The 13,516-nt window shown below is 68.6% G+C and carries 11 protein-coding genes; 8 read left to right on the top strand and 3 right to left on the bottom strand.

Annotation, left to right across the window (positions count from 1 at the left end; all coding sequences use genetic code 11):
- The first annotated feature begins 74 nt into the window (after positions 1-74).
- The 7 genes from ACWV14_RS07005 (at position 75) to ACWV14_RS06975 (ending at position 10,118) form a co-directional block, all read left to right on the top strand.
- Positions 75-1,391, top strand: coding sequence for an NUDIX domain-containing protein (locus ACWV14_RS07005; RefSeq protein WP_454907556.1), 1,317 nt, complete (start codon positions 75-77; stop codon positions 1,389-1,391).
- A gap of 34 nt (positions 1,392-1,425) precedes the next feature.
- Positions 1,426-3,648, top strand: coding sequence for a YccS family putative transporter (yccS, locus tag ACWV14_RS07000; RefSeq protein WP_454907557.1), 2,223 nt, complete (start codon positions 1,426-1,428; stop codon positions 3,646-3,648).
- Positions 3,649-3,727: 79 nt separating this feature from the next.
- Positions 3,728-4,132, top strand: coding sequence for a hypothetical protein (locus tag ACWV14_RS06995; protein ID WP_454912695.1), 405 nt, complete (start codon positions 3,728-3,730; stop codon positions 4,130-4,132).
- Positions 4,133-4,321: 189 nt separating this feature from the next.
- Positions 4,322-5,017 (top strand): Bax inhibitor-1/YccA family protein, encoded by a 696-nt coding sequence (locus ACWV14_RS06990; RefSeq protein WP_422085231.1) that lies wholly within the window; start codon positions 4,322-4,324, stop codon positions 5,015-5,017.
- Positions 5,018-5,045: 28 nt separating this feature from the next.
- A complete protein-coding gene (locus ACWV14_RS06985) occupies positions 5,046-5,588 on the top strand; it encodes an Rrf2 family transcriptional regulator (protein ID WP_454907559.1) in 543 nt (180 codons plus the stop codon).
- A gap of 236 nt (positions 5,589-5,824) precedes the next feature.
- Positions 5,825-6,979 (top strand): efflux RND transporter periplasmic adaptor subunit, encoded by a 1,155-nt coding sequence (locus ACWV14_RS06980; RefSeq protein WP_454907560.1) that lies wholly within the window; start codon positions 5,825-5,827, stop codon positions 6,977-6,979.
- Positions 6,980-6,989: 10 nt separating this feature from the next.
- Positions 6,990-10,118, top strand: coding sequence for an efflux RND transporter permease subunit (locus ACWV14_RS06975; protein WP_454912694.1), 3,129 nt, complete (start codon positions 6,990-6,992; stop codon positions 10,116-10,118).
- A gap of 12 nt (positions 10,119-10,130) precedes the next feature.
- On the opposite strand, the gene ACWV14_RS06970 is transcribed toward ACWV14_RS06975, so the two are convergent.
- Positions 10,131-11,042 (bottom strand): LysR family transcriptional regulator, encoded by a 912-nt coding sequence (locus tag ACWV14_RS06970; RefSeq protein ID WP_454907561.1) that lies wholly within the window; start codon positions 11,040-11,042, stop codon positions 10,131-10,133.
- Positions 11,043-11,134: 92 nt separating this feature from the next.
- Between ACWV14_RS06970 and tam the strand changes: the two genes are divergently transcribed.
- Entirely contained in the window at positions 11,135-11,899 is a 765-nt protein-coding gene (gene tam / locus ACWV14_RS06965) for a trans-aconitate 2-methyltransferase (protein ID WP_454907562.1), read from the top strand.
- A 19-nt stretch (positions 11,900-11,918) separates the two neighbouring features.
- Here the strand turns inward: tam and ACWV14_RS06960 are convergent, their stop codons facing one another.
- The gene (locus tag ACWV14_RS06960) at positions 11,919-12,542 is read right to left on the bottom strand and encodes an HAD family hydrolase (RefSeq protein ID WP_454907563.1); all 624 of its coding nucleotides are present in this window, start codon (positions 12,540-12,542) and stop codon (positions 11,919-11,921) included.
- Positions 12,543-12,608: 66 nt separating this feature from the next.
- Positions 12,609-13,451, bottom strand: coding sequence for an oxidoreductase (locus ACWV14_RS06955; protein WP_285410053.1), 843 nt, complete (start codon positions 13,449-13,451; stop codon positions 12,609-12,611).
- Between the last annotated feature and the right edge of the window lie 65 nt (positions 13,452-13,516).

The following is a 13,516-nucleotide window of genomic DNA, read 5'->3' as shown; positions in this document are numbered from 1 at the left end:
TCCTTCACGCGACAGCCGCGGGGCCCTGCTGTCACCTGTGTGCCAGCGGCCGGCCGGCGCGAGAATGGCCGACCATGAACACCCAGAACAACGAGACCCCGCAAAAACCGGCCGCCGCGCGCCCCGTGCGCAACGCAGCCACGCTCATCGTGCTGCGCGACGGCGCGCGCGGGCTCGAGGTGCTGATGCTGCGCCGGGCCGAGAAGGCCAACGACCAGAACAGCGGCGCCAGCGTGTTCCCGGGCGGCGTGATCGATGCACACGACCGCAGCCTGCATGGCCACTGCGGCGGCATGGACGACAGGGCCGCGAGCGAACGCCTCGCGGTGGCCGAAGGCGGGCTCGACTACTACGCGGCGGCGATCCGCGAATGCTTCGAGGAAGCCGGCCTGCTGTTCGCGACCGACAAGGCAAGCCAGGGCCGGCTGGTGGCGCTGGACGGCATGCCGCCGGAGCAGCTCGCCGCCATGCGCCACGCGGCGGAGCAAGGCACCGACGCGCTGCTGGCAATGTGCGAGTCGCACGGCTGGCAGCTCGCAGCGGACCGGCTTGCCTACTTCGCGTACTGGCTCACGCCGCCGGGCATGCCGCGCCGCTTCGACACGCGCTTCTTCCTGGCATCGATGCCCGACGCGCAGACGGTGCGGCCCGACGGTCGCGAGACGGTCGAGCACATGTGGCTGCAGCCTGCCGATGCCGTTTCCCCGGCGCGCGGACTCAAGCTGATGAACGTGACGCGGCGCATCCTCGAGCAGCTCGCGCAGTTCTCCAGCGTGCAGGAACTCATGGACCATGCGCGCGGGCTGAAGCACATTCCGCGCGTCATGCCCCGGCTCGCGGACGGGCCCAACGGCCGGAGGCCGGTGAACATGGAAGAGCCGGCGTATGACGAGGTCGGGCGCGTCGACCCGGACGGCGAAGGCGGCGGGCGCTATGCGCTCGAGACCGGGCTGGTGATGCGGCTGTCGCCACGGGTCTGGCGGGTCACGGGGCCGGCCGATGCGACTGGCGCGCTGCCGCACAGCTATTTCGCTGGCATCGAAGGCAGCGACTGCGTGCTGATCGACCCCTCGCCCGCGAGCCCCGGGCACATCGCGGCGCTGTGCAACGCTGCGCCGGGCCGCGTGCGGTGGATCTGGTCGACGCTGGCATTGCCGCTGGAAGATGCGGTGCGCGAAGCGTGGCCCGAAGCGTCCGCCGTGCAGCCCGAGCCCGGCGACCGGCTCGACCTCGGCGGTGCCACGCTGCAGGTGCTGAACGGCGCCGAAGGCCTGCAATTCCTGCTGCCCGAAGACAGCACGCTGTTCATCGGCACCGCCTCCAGCGCCGCCGGCACGGCCGACTGGATCGCCCCACGCCACGGATTCCTGGGCCGCCGCACCGTGCCGTAAAAATCCCGTGGCATGCATCGTGCAAGATCGCGCCATGCTTCCCCTGTCTCCCGACGCGCTGCGCCAGCGGCTGCGGTCTTTTGCTTCCCGCGCGCAGCCGCTGCGCATCCTGCTCACGCTCGGCAGCCTGATGGCCGCCTGCGGCTACACCGATCACCCCGACGCGGTGATCCCGCTGTTCCTTGGCGCCATCGCAAGCGCGCTCGCCGAAACCGACGACAGCTGGCGCGGCCGGCTTCGCGCGCAGATCGTCACGCTGGCCTGCTTCGCGGCAATGGCGTTCGCGGTAGAGGCGCTGTTCGGCCTGCCGTGGTTGTTCATTACCGGGCTCGCGCTCGCGGCCTTCAGCCTCACGATGCTTGGCGCGGTGGAGGCGCGCTACAAGGCCATCGCCTATGCCACGCTGATCCTGGGGATGTACGCCACGCTCGGCATCGAGAACATGAGCTCGCACGGAACCATGGTCCACCGGGGCCGCGAGCCGCTGCTGCTGCTGGCGGGCGCGGCCTGGTACGGCGTGTTCTCGGTGCTGTGGTGCGCGGCCTTTCCGGCGCAGCCGGTGCAGGCGCGGCTGGTGACGCTGTTCACGGTGCTGGGCAACTATGTGCGCTTCAAGGCCTCGCTGTTCGAGCCGCTGCGCGGCATCGACATCGAGCGCAAGCGGCTCGCGCTCGCGCAGCTCAATGCCGAGGTGGTGAGCGAGCTCAATGCGGCCAAGGAAAGCATCTTCCGCCGCATCGGCGCGCGGGCTCCGACCGGGCGCATCTCGCGCTACCGCGGCCTCTACCTGATCGCGCAGGATGTGCACGAGCGCGCCAGCTCTTCGCACGACGACTACAACGCGCTGGCCGACGCCTTCTTCCACAGCGACCTGCTCTACCGCTGCCAGCGCGTGCTGGGCCTGCAGGGGCTGGCGTGCCTGCGGCTGTCGGAATCGATCGCGCGGCGCGAGCCCTTCGACACCGGCACCGAGACCGTGCTGGCGCTGGCCGACCTGCGCAGCGCCATCGAGCATGAGCGCGCGCGGGCGGCAACGCCCGAGCGGCTGGCGCTGCTCGCGTCGGTCGAGGCGCTGGCGCGCAACCTCGCGCAGTTGGACGGGCAACTGGCGGGCGCAAGCCAGCCATCGGCGCGCGCCGGCCGTACCGAAATGGGCCTGTTCGACCGCTCGCCGCGTTCCTGGCGCGACGCGGTGGAACGCGTGCGGCGGCAACTCACGGTGCGTTCGCCGCTCTTCCGCCATGCGCTGCGGCTGTCGATCGCGCTGGTGGCGGGCTACGGCGTGATGCACGCCATCCACCCGGCACAGGGCTACTGGATCTTGCTGACCACGCTGTTCGTCTGCCAGCAGTCATACGGCGACACCATCGCACGCATGGGCCAGCGCATAGCGGGCACGGCGCTGGGCGTGGTGGCGGGCTGGGCGCTGCTGCAGCTGTTTCCGCAGCCGCTGGTGCAGTCGGTGATCGCGGTGGCGGCGGGCGTGGTGTTCTTTGCCACCCGAACCACGCGCTACCTGCTGGCCACCGCGTCGATGACGCTGCTGGTGCTGATGTGCTTCAACCAGGTGGGCGACAGCGGCGTGCTGCTGGTGCCGCGGCTGGTCGACACCGCCATCGGCAGCGCGATCGCCGGGCTGGCGGTGCTGCTGGTGCTGCCGCACTGGCAGGCACGCCGCATCAACGAACTGGCGGCCACGGCCATGCGCGGCCATGCGGGCTACCTGCGGCAGATCGTCGAGCAATACCGCACCGGCGCGCGCGACCACCTCGACTACCGTCTGGCCCGCCGCAACGACCACAACGCCGACGCCGCGCTGTCCACCGCGGTGTCAGACATGTTCCGCGAACCGGGCTACGTGCGGCCGCGCGCGGGCGTGGCGCTGCGCTTCCTGATCCGCTCGCATACGCTGTTGAGCTATCTCTCGGCGCTGGGCGCGCACCGCGCGGCGCTGCCCGACTCGGCGCAGATGGCGGTGCTGCGCAGCGCGGCCGAAGGCGCCATCGCGGCACTCGAGGCGCTGGCGGCGGGGCTGGACAGCGGCTCGGTGGACGGCCCGCGCGACACGGCGGCCGAGCAGGCCGCGCGCGCCGCGCTGGCCCAGGCGGCATTGGCCGCCGGCGGCGAATCGGACCCGCAGGCGCGAACTTTCCACACCGAACTGGCTCTGATATGGCTGCAGATCGATGCATTGCGCGCTCACGCAAGCGAATGGCTGCAGCCCTCGGGCAGCGAAACGCCGACCGCGCCTGCCTGAGCGAGCATCCGTGCGATCAGGTCGGTTGAAAGTGGCCGCGCCGGACAACCCTGGGCGCGGCAGGTAAAATTACCCCTTCATGTACCGCTGGTTTGCCGCTACTGTCCTTGCCATCATGTTGTCCTGCTACGGTTTTGCCGTGCTTGCCCACAACATGATCGGTGCCGGCCATTCGCATGCCCAGCAGGCGCAGTCCTCGCAAACCACCCTGACTTCCAAGACGCTCGTCGCCGCCGTATCGCTGGCCGACGGGGCCCTTTCGGACGGCAAGACCCTGGTCGCGGATGCCGATCCGGCATCTGACGATGCCAATTCTGTCGATGAAGCCGGCTCCGAACACGCCGAGCTGGTCGACGCCCGCAACGACATTCCCCTGCCGCTCCTTCTTTCGGAGCAGCCACCCAAGCTCGGGCTGACCACCACGGTTTCGCCGTTCCTCGCCCGGCCCAAGCGGCCACCCCGCGCCGCGCTCTTCGTCGCCTGAGGCCGCAAGGCCCTGCGCGACCGGGAGCCGCCACGGCTCCCGCCTCCCCTGATCCGGGCCAGCCGGCCATTCGGCGGCACCCGGCATCGCCCAGACAGCAATCCAGTTTTTTCCGGCCGTTCGCCGCCGCGCACGCCAATTCGCTCCGCACGGCGCCGGTCGCCCAACAAGCATCAAGGAATCATCACAATGAACAACAGCACTCCCGTCTACGCCAGCCTCGACCTGCCGCTGGCCTCGCCCCAGGAACGCAACCGCGTCCTGCGCAACACCTACTGGCTGCTCGCGCTGTCGATGCTGCCCACCGTTCTCGGCGCCTGGATCGGCGTTTCCACCGGCTTCTCGCGCGCCATGTCGCCGGGCATCGGCCTGATGGTGTTCCTCGGCGGCGCCTTCGGCTTCATGTACGCCATCGAGAAAACCAAGGAATCCGCCGCCGGCGTGCCGGTGCTGCTGGCCTTCACCTTCTTCATGGGCCTGATGCTGTCGCGCCTGGTCGGCACCGTGCTCGGCCTGCAGAACGGCGCCAGCCTGGTCATGACGGCCTTTGCCGGCACCGGCGCGATCTTCCTGGGCATGGCGACGCTGTCGTCGGTCATCAAGCGCGACCTGTCGGGCATGGGCAAGTGGCTCTTCATCGGCGCCATCCTGCTGCTGGTGGCGGGCATCGCCAACTTCTTCCTGAAGTCGAGCGCGCTGATGATGACGCTGTCGGTGCTGGCCATCGGCATCTTCTCGGCCTTCATCCTGCACGACCTCAAGCGCGTGAAGGACGGCCTGGAGACCAACTACATCTCCGCCACGCTGGGCGTGTACCTCAGCATCTACAACGTGTTCCAGTCGCTGCTGGCCCTGCTGGGCATCGCCGGCGGCCGGGACGAGTAACAACCCCCAGGAAGGAAAGGAACTCCCCATGCGCCTCACCACCAAAGGCCGCTTCGCGGTCACGGCGATGATCGACATCGCCCTGCACGGACGTTCGGGTCCGGTCACGCTGGCGTCGATCAGCATGCGCCAGCGCGTCTCGCTGTCCTACCTGGAGTTGCTGTTCGGCAAGCTGCGCCGCAACGACCTGGTCGAATCGACCCGGGGCCCGGGCGGCGGGTATTCTCTGAGCCGCAAGGCTGCGGATATTTCCGTGGCCGACATCGTCCTCTCGATCGAGGAACACGATGCCGAATCCACCCGCCAGCGCGGTGCCGACGCGCCTGGCGAACCCGGCCGCTGCGAAATCGACGAACTCTGGGCCACCGTGAACCTGCGGGCGGTCGAGTTCCTCAAGTCGATCTCGCTGCAAAGCCTGGTCGACGAACAGAAGGCCAAGGGCGTTCAAGCCGCCGCGCGGACCGACAGCCGGCGCACGCCGGCCGGCCAGCCGGCCACCCGCAAGCCTTTCGTCGTCGACGCGCCGAACTCGGTGTTCGCACTGGGACGGCGTCAGCAAAGCGCCAGCTAGCTCCAAGCCAGCCACCGCCATAGCGGCCCATGCGGCAGGGCCCGCCGCCACGGATCGACGTGGCGGCGGGCTCGTGCCTGCATGGGCTTTTTGTCGTTGGTTTCAGCCCTTGGAAGGCTAAGGAATTCTTCATGTTGCGACGCAACACGAGCAGCACAATGCACCAATATTGTGCAAATTACATCCGCGCGACCCGGGCGACTCCGGCTCGCGCCGAACCGCGTTTCTCGACGGCCATGACCTCCAAGCTCCTGTTTTCCCTTTCGCTGCTTTCCCTGCTCGTGCTCGCCGCATGCGGCGCAAAGCAGCCCCCCGCCACCGCCGAGACACCGCCGCCGGAAGTCGGCGTGGTCACGCTGCACACCGCCGACGTGCCGGTGCACACCGAGCTGGCGGGCCGCACCGCCGCGTTCCGCGTGTCCGAAGTGCGGCCGCAGGTCAACGGCATCGTGCGCAAGCGCCTGTTCGAGGAGGGCAGCATGGTCCGCGCGGGCCAGGTGCTGTACGAGATCGAGCCCGGCCCGTTCGAGGCCGCGCACGAGCAGGCGCAGGCCGCGCTCGCCACATCGCAGGCCAGCATCGCTAGCCTGCGGGGCAAGGCCGGCCGCTTCGGCGAACTGGTCAAGGCCAACGCAGTGAGCCGCCAGGAGCATGAAGAGGCGCAGGCCGCGCTGGTGCAGGCCGAGGCCGGCGTGAAGGCCGCGCAGGCGGCAGTGAAGGCGGCGCGCATCAACCTCGGCTTCACCCGCATCACCGCGCCCATCGCGGGACGCATCGGGCGCTCCAGCGTGACCGAAGGCGCGCTGGTGGCGCCGGGCCAGGCAACGGCGCTGGCCACCATCCAGCGGCTGGACCCGATCTATGTCGACGTGGTGCAGTCGAGCCTGGATCTGACGCGGCTCAAGCGCCGCTTCATCTCGGGCGACATGGCGCCAGCCAGCACGCAGGTCGGCCTGCGCATGGAAGACGGCCTGCCCTATTCGCACACGGGCACGATGAAGTTCTCCGAAGTCGCGGTCGATCCGGCCACGGGCTCGGTCACGCTGCGCGCGGAGTTCCCAAACCCGCAGGGGCTGCTGCTGCCCGGCATGTACGTGCGCGCGCAGGTCGAGTCCGGCGTGGAACGGCAGGCCATCCTGGCGCCGCAGCGCGGCGTGGCACGCAACGAGAAAGGCGAGCCTACGGCCCTGGTGGTAGGCGCGGGCGACAAGGTCGAGCTGCGCGCCCTGGAGCTGCGCAGCACCACGGGCGACCAGTGGATCGTGAGCAAAGGCCTGCGCGAAGGCGACCGCCTGGTGGTCGACGGGCTGCAGCGCGCCCACCCCGGAGCCAAGGTAAAGCCAGTACCGGTGACGGCGGCGACCGCCGCCACGGCTTCTTCCGCAGATTGAGCAACCCGACGTGATCGCGAATTTCTTCATCCACCGGCCCGTGTTCGCATGGGTCATCGCCATCCTCATCATGCTGGCCGGCGGCGTGGCCATCCGCACGCTGCCGGTGTCGCAGTACCCGGACATCGCGCCGCCTACTGTCGTCGTCTCCGCCAACTACCCCGGCGCCTCGGCGCAGGCGGTGGAGAACAGCGTGACGCAGGTGCTCGAGCAGCAGCTCAAGGGCATCGACGGCCTGCTGTACTTCAAGTCGACGAGCAGCTCGGCCGGCTACGCCGACATCAGCATCACCTTCCGCCAGGGCATCGACCCCGACACGGCGCAAGTGCAGGTGCAGAACAAGGTCAGCCAGGCCACCAGCCGGCTGCCGCAGGCGGTGCAGCAGCAGGGCGTGACTGTCTACAAGTCGCAGAACAACTTCCTGCTGATCGTGGCGCTCTACGACGAGACCGACCGCCGCACCGACACCGACGTGGCCGACTGGATGGCCAGCAACCTGCGCGACCCGGTGAGCCGCGTCGACGGCGTGGGCTCGGTGCAGGCCTTCGGCGCGGCGTATGCGATGCGCATCTGGCTCGACCCGCACCGGCTGGCGAGCTACCAGCTGATGCCGTCGGACATCACCGCTGCCATCACAGCGCAGAACACGCAGGTGTCGGTCGGCGAGATCGGCGCGCGGCCCTCGCCTGCCGGCCAGCAACTGAACGCGACCGTGACCGCGCTCTCGCGGCTGCAGACGCCCGATCAGTTCCGCGGCATCGTGCTCAAGACCCAGGCCGACGGCGCCGTGGTGCGGCTGGGCGACGTGGCACGCGTGGAAATCGGCAACGAGTCTTACGCGGAAACCACGCGCCTGAACGGCCACCCCGCAGCCGGCGCGGCCATCATGCTGGCGCCCGGCGCCAATGCGCTGACCACCGCCAAGGCGGTGAAGGCACGCATCGCCGAAATGGAGCCCTCGCTGCCCGCCGGCCTGCGCGTGGCCTACGCGGAGGACACCACGCGCTTCGTGAAGATCTCGATCCAGTCGGTGCTCAAGACGCTGCTGGAGGCCATCGCGCTGGTGGTGGTGGTGATGTTCCTGTTCCTGCAGAACTGGCGCGCCACCGTGATCCCGGCCATCACCGTGCCGGTGGTGCTGCTGGGCACCTTCGGCGTGCTCGCGGCCTTCGGCTATTCGATCAACGTGCTCACGCTGTTCGGCATGGTGCTGGCCATCGGCCTGCTGGTGGACGACGCCATCGTGGTGGTGGAGAACGTCGAGCGCGTCATGCACGAAGAAGGGCTGGACCCGAAAGCCGCCACCATCAAGTCGATGAAGGAGATCACCGGCGCGCTGGTGGGCATTGCGGTGGTGGTGTCGGCGGTGTTCCTGCCGATGACTTTCTTCGGCGGCTCGGTGGGCGTGATCTACCGGCAGTTCTCGGTGACGATCATCGCGTCGATGGCGCTCTCGGTGGTGGTGGCCATCGTGCTGATCCCGGCGCTGTGCGCGCGCTTCCTGAAGCCGGGCGTACCGCCGCGCACTCGCGGATTCCTCGGTGCCTTCAACCGGCGCTTCGACGCGGCGCAGGGCCGCTACGTGGGCCTGCTGGGCCGCATCCTGCGCAAGCCGCTGCGCTTCACCGCCGTGTATGCAGCCATCGTGGCGGGCATGGGGCTGCTGTATCTGGGCCTGCCCGGCGGCTTCCTGCCGGAAGAAGACCAGGGCAGCGTGATGGTGCAGGTCTCGCTGCCGGCCGGCGCCACGCAGAGCCGCACAGACGCCGTGAACAAGGCGGTCGAGAAGCACTTCCTGGAAACCGAGAAGGACACCACCGACACCATCTTCACGCTGGCGGGCTGGAGCTACGCCGGCTCGGGGCAGCACACGGGCATGGCCTTCGTATCGCTCAAGGACTGGTCGGAACGCAAAGAGCCGGAAAAGCGCGCGCACGCCATCGTCGAGCGCGCGAGCGCGGCGCTCTCGAAGCAGCAGCGCGACGCCGAGGTCTACGGCATGGTGCCGCCGCCCATCGAAGGCCTGGGCCAGTCCAACGGCTTCGAGTTCTGGCTGCAGGACACCTCCGGCATGGGCCCCGACAAGCTGGTGCACAAGCGCGAGGCGCTGGTGCGCGACGCCAACAAGGACAAGCGCCTGCAGTCGGTGCGCGCCAACAGCATCGCCAACACGCCGCAGCTGCAGGTCGACATCGACCAGGTCAAGGCGTCGGCGCTGCGGCTGTCGCTGGACGACGTGAACACCACGCTGGGCATTGCCTGGGGCGGCAACTACGTCAACGACTTCATCGACCGCGGCCGCGTGAAGCGCGTGTACGTGCAGGCCGATGCGCCCTACCGCTCGGCCCCCGAGGACATGGGCCAGTGGTTCGTGCGCGGCAGCACCGGCGCGATGACGCCGTTCTCGGCCTTCGCCACCACGCGCTGGTCGCAGGGCGCGTCGCAGCTGGAGCGCTACAACGGCCTGCCCGCGGTGCAGATCCAGGGCGCGGCCGCGCAGGGCACGAGCTCCGGCACGGCCATGTCGGCGGTCGAGGCCATCGCGAAGAAGCAGGCGGGCACGGGCCACGCATGGAGCGGGCTCTCCTACCAGGAGCGCCTTTCGGGCGGGCAGGCGCCGCTGCTGTTCGCGGTGTCGATCCTCGTGGTGTTCCTGTGCCTGGCCGCGCTGTACGAAAGCTGGTCGGTGCCGTTCTCGGTGATGCTGGTGATTCCGCTGGGCGTGCTGGGCGCGGTGATCGCGGCGTCGCTGCGCGGGCTGTCGAACGACATCTACTTCCAGGTCGGCCTGCTCGCGACCATCGGGCTGTCGGCCAAGAACGCGATCCTGATCATCGAGTTCGCGGAAGCGGCGCTGCGCCGCGGCGTGCCGCTGCTCGACGCGGTGGCCGAGGGCGCACGCCTGCGGCTGCGGCCGATCCTGATGACCTCGCTCGCCTTCCTGGCCGGCGTGGTGCCGCTGGCGCTGGCCACCGGCGCGGGCTCCGCGAGCCAGGTGGCCATCGGCACCGGCGTGTTCGGCGGCGTGCTGACGGCCACCGCGCTGGGCATCTTCTTCGTGCCGCTGTTCTACCTGCTGGTGAAGCGGCTGGCGGGGCGCTGGGGCGGAAGCAGGCTGGGGACGAAACAGGCGGCCTGAGCAACCGTCCTGTCAGCGCCGGCGTGAGGCGGTCGCCACCGAGGCCTGCGCCTCGATCAGGTCATACAGCGCCTGAGCGGCCGGCGAGAGCCGCGCTGTCTTGCGCGTCATCAGCACCAGCGTGCGCGACACCTTGGGCTCCGTGAGTTCGACGACCCGCAGCGTGGGGTAGGCGCCTTTCTGCAGCGCGAGCCGGGGCACCACGGCGGCCGCCACGCGCTCCGCGACCAGTCCCACGGCGGTCGAGCTGCGCTGCACTTCGTAGAAAGGCTTCAGGTTGGCGGCGGCCGCGCCAAGCGCCAGGTCGAGCAGCGGCCGGTTCTCGCTCGCGTGGCCCGCGAAGATCAGCGGGTGCGGCTCGAGCTGGCGCCACGCGATGCGCTTGCGCTGCGCCAGCGGATGCTCCTCATGGCAGATGAGCACGTACTCGTCCTCGATCAGCGGCACGCTCTGCAGCTCGGGCGCGTGCGCACCCGCCATGCCGATGCCGAACTCGACCTCGCGGTGCAGCACCGCATTCGCCACGGCCGACGACGAGTGGTCCAGTATCTTGATGCGGTTGTGCGGGTACTTCGCCGAATAGGCCTTCATGATGCGCGGCAGGAACTGCACGCCCGCCGTGGGCACGCAGGCGATAGACACGTCGCCGCGCTCCGCCTTGCCGGTCTCGCGGATCTCAAGCAGCGAATCGGCCAGCTCCACCAGCAGCCGCCGCGCGCGCGGCACGAAATCGCGGCCGATGGTGGTGAGCGCCACAGAGCGCGTGGTGCGCTCCACCAGCGCCACGCCCAGAAATTCTTCCAGCTTGCGCAGCCGCTGCGTGATGGCGGTCTGCGTGACGTTGAGCGCGCCGGCTGCTGCCTGGAAGCTGCCTTCGTCGGCAATGGCCACGAAAGCCTGGATACCGAGGATGTCGATCTTCATCAGCTTTATGAATCAATGGCCAGAATAAATTCATTTTACGTAGCACTCCCTGCTCGGCAAACTCGCCGCCGAAACAGCAAAGGAACCCCGCGATGACCTGGTCAGCCAAGCAATATTCGGCCTTCGAAGAAGAACGCACCCGCCCCGTGCGCGACCTCGTGGCCGCCCTGCCGCAGCGCGAAGTGCGCACCGCCGTCGACCTGGGCTGCGGCCCCGGCAACTCCACCGAAGTGCTGGCGCAGCGTTTTCCCGGCGCGCTGGTCAGCGGCATGGACAGCTCCGACGACATGATCCAGGCCGCACGCAAGCGCATGCCCGGCGTGAACTTCGAGGTGGCCGACATCGCCACCTGGCAGTCCGCGCAGCCGGTCGACGTGATCCTCGCCAACGCCTCGCTGCAATGGCTGCCCGATCACGCGACGCTTTACCCCCGGCTGGCGCAGCAGCTCGCGCCCGGCGGCAACCTCGCGATCCAGACGCCCGACAACCTGGAAGAACCCGCGCACCGCCTCGCCCGCGAAACCGCGAAAGACCCGCGCTGGGCCGACCGCATCGGCGACGTGCGCCACCCGGCGCGGCATGGCGCCATCGACTACTACGAGATGCTGCACCCGCACTGCGGCCGTGTCGACGTGTGGCGCACCACCTACTACCACCCGCTGGCGGGTGGCGCGCCGGCAGTCGTGGAATGGTTCAAGGGCTCGGCGTTGCGGCCGTACCTTGGGCTGCTCGACGCGGAGCAGCAGGCGGGCTTTCTCGCGAGCTACCTGGCAGTCATCGCGAAGGCCTACCCGGCGCTGAAGGACGGCAGCGTGCTGCTGCCGTTTCCGCGGCTCTTCATCGTCGCGACGCGCTGACGCGTCTCAGGGCTGGCGCTCACTGTGGCGCCAAGACACCGAACTTGCGCAGATGGGACTTCAGCACGGCGGCTCCACTGCGCCCGTCGTACAGGAAGGCGTGCAGCCCGGCCCGGCGGGCTCCTTCCACATTCTCGAGCCTGTCGTCGATGAACAGCGTCGTGCTTGCATCGGCGCCAACCGCCTTCAATGCTCGCTCGAAGTAGAGCATGCTGGGTTTCGCGGCACCCAGCGCGCATGAGTACAACTCTCCATCGAACATCGACGCATAGCCCAGTTCGGTCGACATGAACCTCGCACGCAGGGCCTGCTGGTTGCTGGCGATGTAGCACCGTTTTCCGCTCGACCTCACAGCGCTTATTGCCTCCTGCACATCGGTGTGCGGCAGGATGGACAGCATGGCTTGGAGAATGGACGGCTTGTGCGCCACGCGATCCCAGGACTTCAGCACATCGAGAAGCGCTTCGTCGAAGCCGTCAGGTCGAGAAAGACATGCGGTCTCGGCCGCGTAGATGTCTTTCGTGAACTGCTGCTCGAGCGCTGGATCGCCACAGGCCAGGCAGCGAGCGAACGCCAGAGACCAATCCTCCGGCGCGTACTGGATCACGCCGTCGGCGTCGATGAGAACTGTCTCGATAGGCACACGCCCTCCGCTGGACAATGTTTGCTGCGTAGGCAGCCATTGTGCGGCCAAGCGCGATGCCTGCCGTCAGTCGTGGTCCGTCGAGGCCGACAGCGGTTCCCACGCATCGATCTCGCTCGACATGACCGCCAGCTTGTCCCGTACCAACCGGAGCGCGTCCCTGCCGAGCAACAGATGCACTGGCGGGTTCTCGTCGGCCACGATGCGCAGCAAGGCTTGCGCGGCTTTGGCGGGGTCGCCCGCCTGCTTGCCGTCTTTCTCCTGGCGCGCCTTGCGGATCGGTTCGAACAGCGCGTCGTAGTCGGGCAGCGTGCGTTCCGTGCGCACCATCGAACGCCCGGCCCAATCGGTGCGAAAGGAGCCTGGCGCAACCGCGGTCACCTTCACGCCGAAGCCTGCGACTTCCTTGGCCAGCACTTCCGAAATACCTTCGAGCGCGAACTTGCTGCCGCAGTAATACGCGATGCCGGGCATCGTGATGAAGCCGCCCATCGAAGTGATGTTGACGATATGCCCGCTGCGGCGCTCGCGCATTGACGGCAGGACGGCCTTGGTCATGGCTACGGCGCCGAAGACGTTGACGTCGAACTGGCGACGCATCGCATCGAGGCCGGATTCCTCGAGCGTGCCCTCGTGGCCGTAGCCAGCGTTGTTCACGAGTACGTCGATAGGCCCGACCCGTTGCATGACGGCGGCTACAACCGGCTCGATGGCGTCGAAGTCGGTCACGTCGAGCATCACGGCATGGGCGCGGCCAGGGGCGAGTGCTTCAAAGGCGCCGCGCGCAGCCTCGCCTCGCACGGTGCCGACGACGACGTGGCCGTCCGCGAGCGCAGCCCGCGCGAAGGCGTCACCAAAGCCGGAGCTGACGCCGGTGATGAGGAATGTCCTGGAGGAAGATGCAGCCATGTGGGCTCCTTGAGAAATGGATGCCTCATGCTATGAAACGGGGCCTGCAACAGGAATGCCCGTCT

It is taken from the genome of Variovorax durovernensis (assembly GCF_977011995.1).
Note: the sequence above shows the minus strand (reverse complement) of the source record. Positions and strands in the feature narration are given on the sequence as shown.

Bases quoted from the DNA above. Each gene is read 5' to 3' on its own strand.
- ACWV14_RS06985 (WP_454907559.1), top strand. From the start codon at position 5,046: ATGCGCCTCACCACCAAAGGCCGCTTCGCGGTCACGGCGATGATCGAC.
- ACWV14_RS06995 (WP_454912695.1), top strand. From the start codon at position 3,728: ATGTACCGCTGGTTTGCCGCTACTGTCCTTGCCATCATGTTGTCCTGC.
- tam (WP_454907562.1), top strand. From the start codon at position 11,135: ATGACCTGGTCAGCCAAGCAATATTCGGCCTTCGAAGAAGAACGCACC.
- yccS (WP_454907557.1), top strand. From the start codon at position 1,426: ATGCTTCCCCTGTCTCCCGACGCGCTGCGCCAGCGGCTGCGGTCTTTT.
- ACWV14_RS06990 (WP_422085231.1), top strand. From the start codon at position 4,322: ATGAACAACAGCACTCCCGTCTACGCCAGCCTCGACCTGCCGCTGGCC.
- ACWV14_RS06980 (WP_454907560.1), top strand. From the start codon at position 5,825: ATGACCTCCAAGCTCCTGTTTTCCCTTTCGCTGCTTTCCCTGCTCGTG.
- ACWV14_RS06955 (WP_285410053.1), bottom strand. From the start codon at position 13,451: ATGGCTGCATCTTCCTCCAGGACATTCCTCATCACCGGCGTCAGCTCC.
- ACWV14_RS06970 (WP_454907561.1), bottom strand. From the start codon at position 11,042: ATGAAGATCGACATCCTCGGTATCCAGGCTTTCGTGGCCATTGCCGAC.
- ACWV14_RS07005 (WP_454907556.1), top strand. From the start codon at position 75: ATGAACACCCAGAACAACGAGACCCCGCAAAAACCGGCCGCCGCGCGC.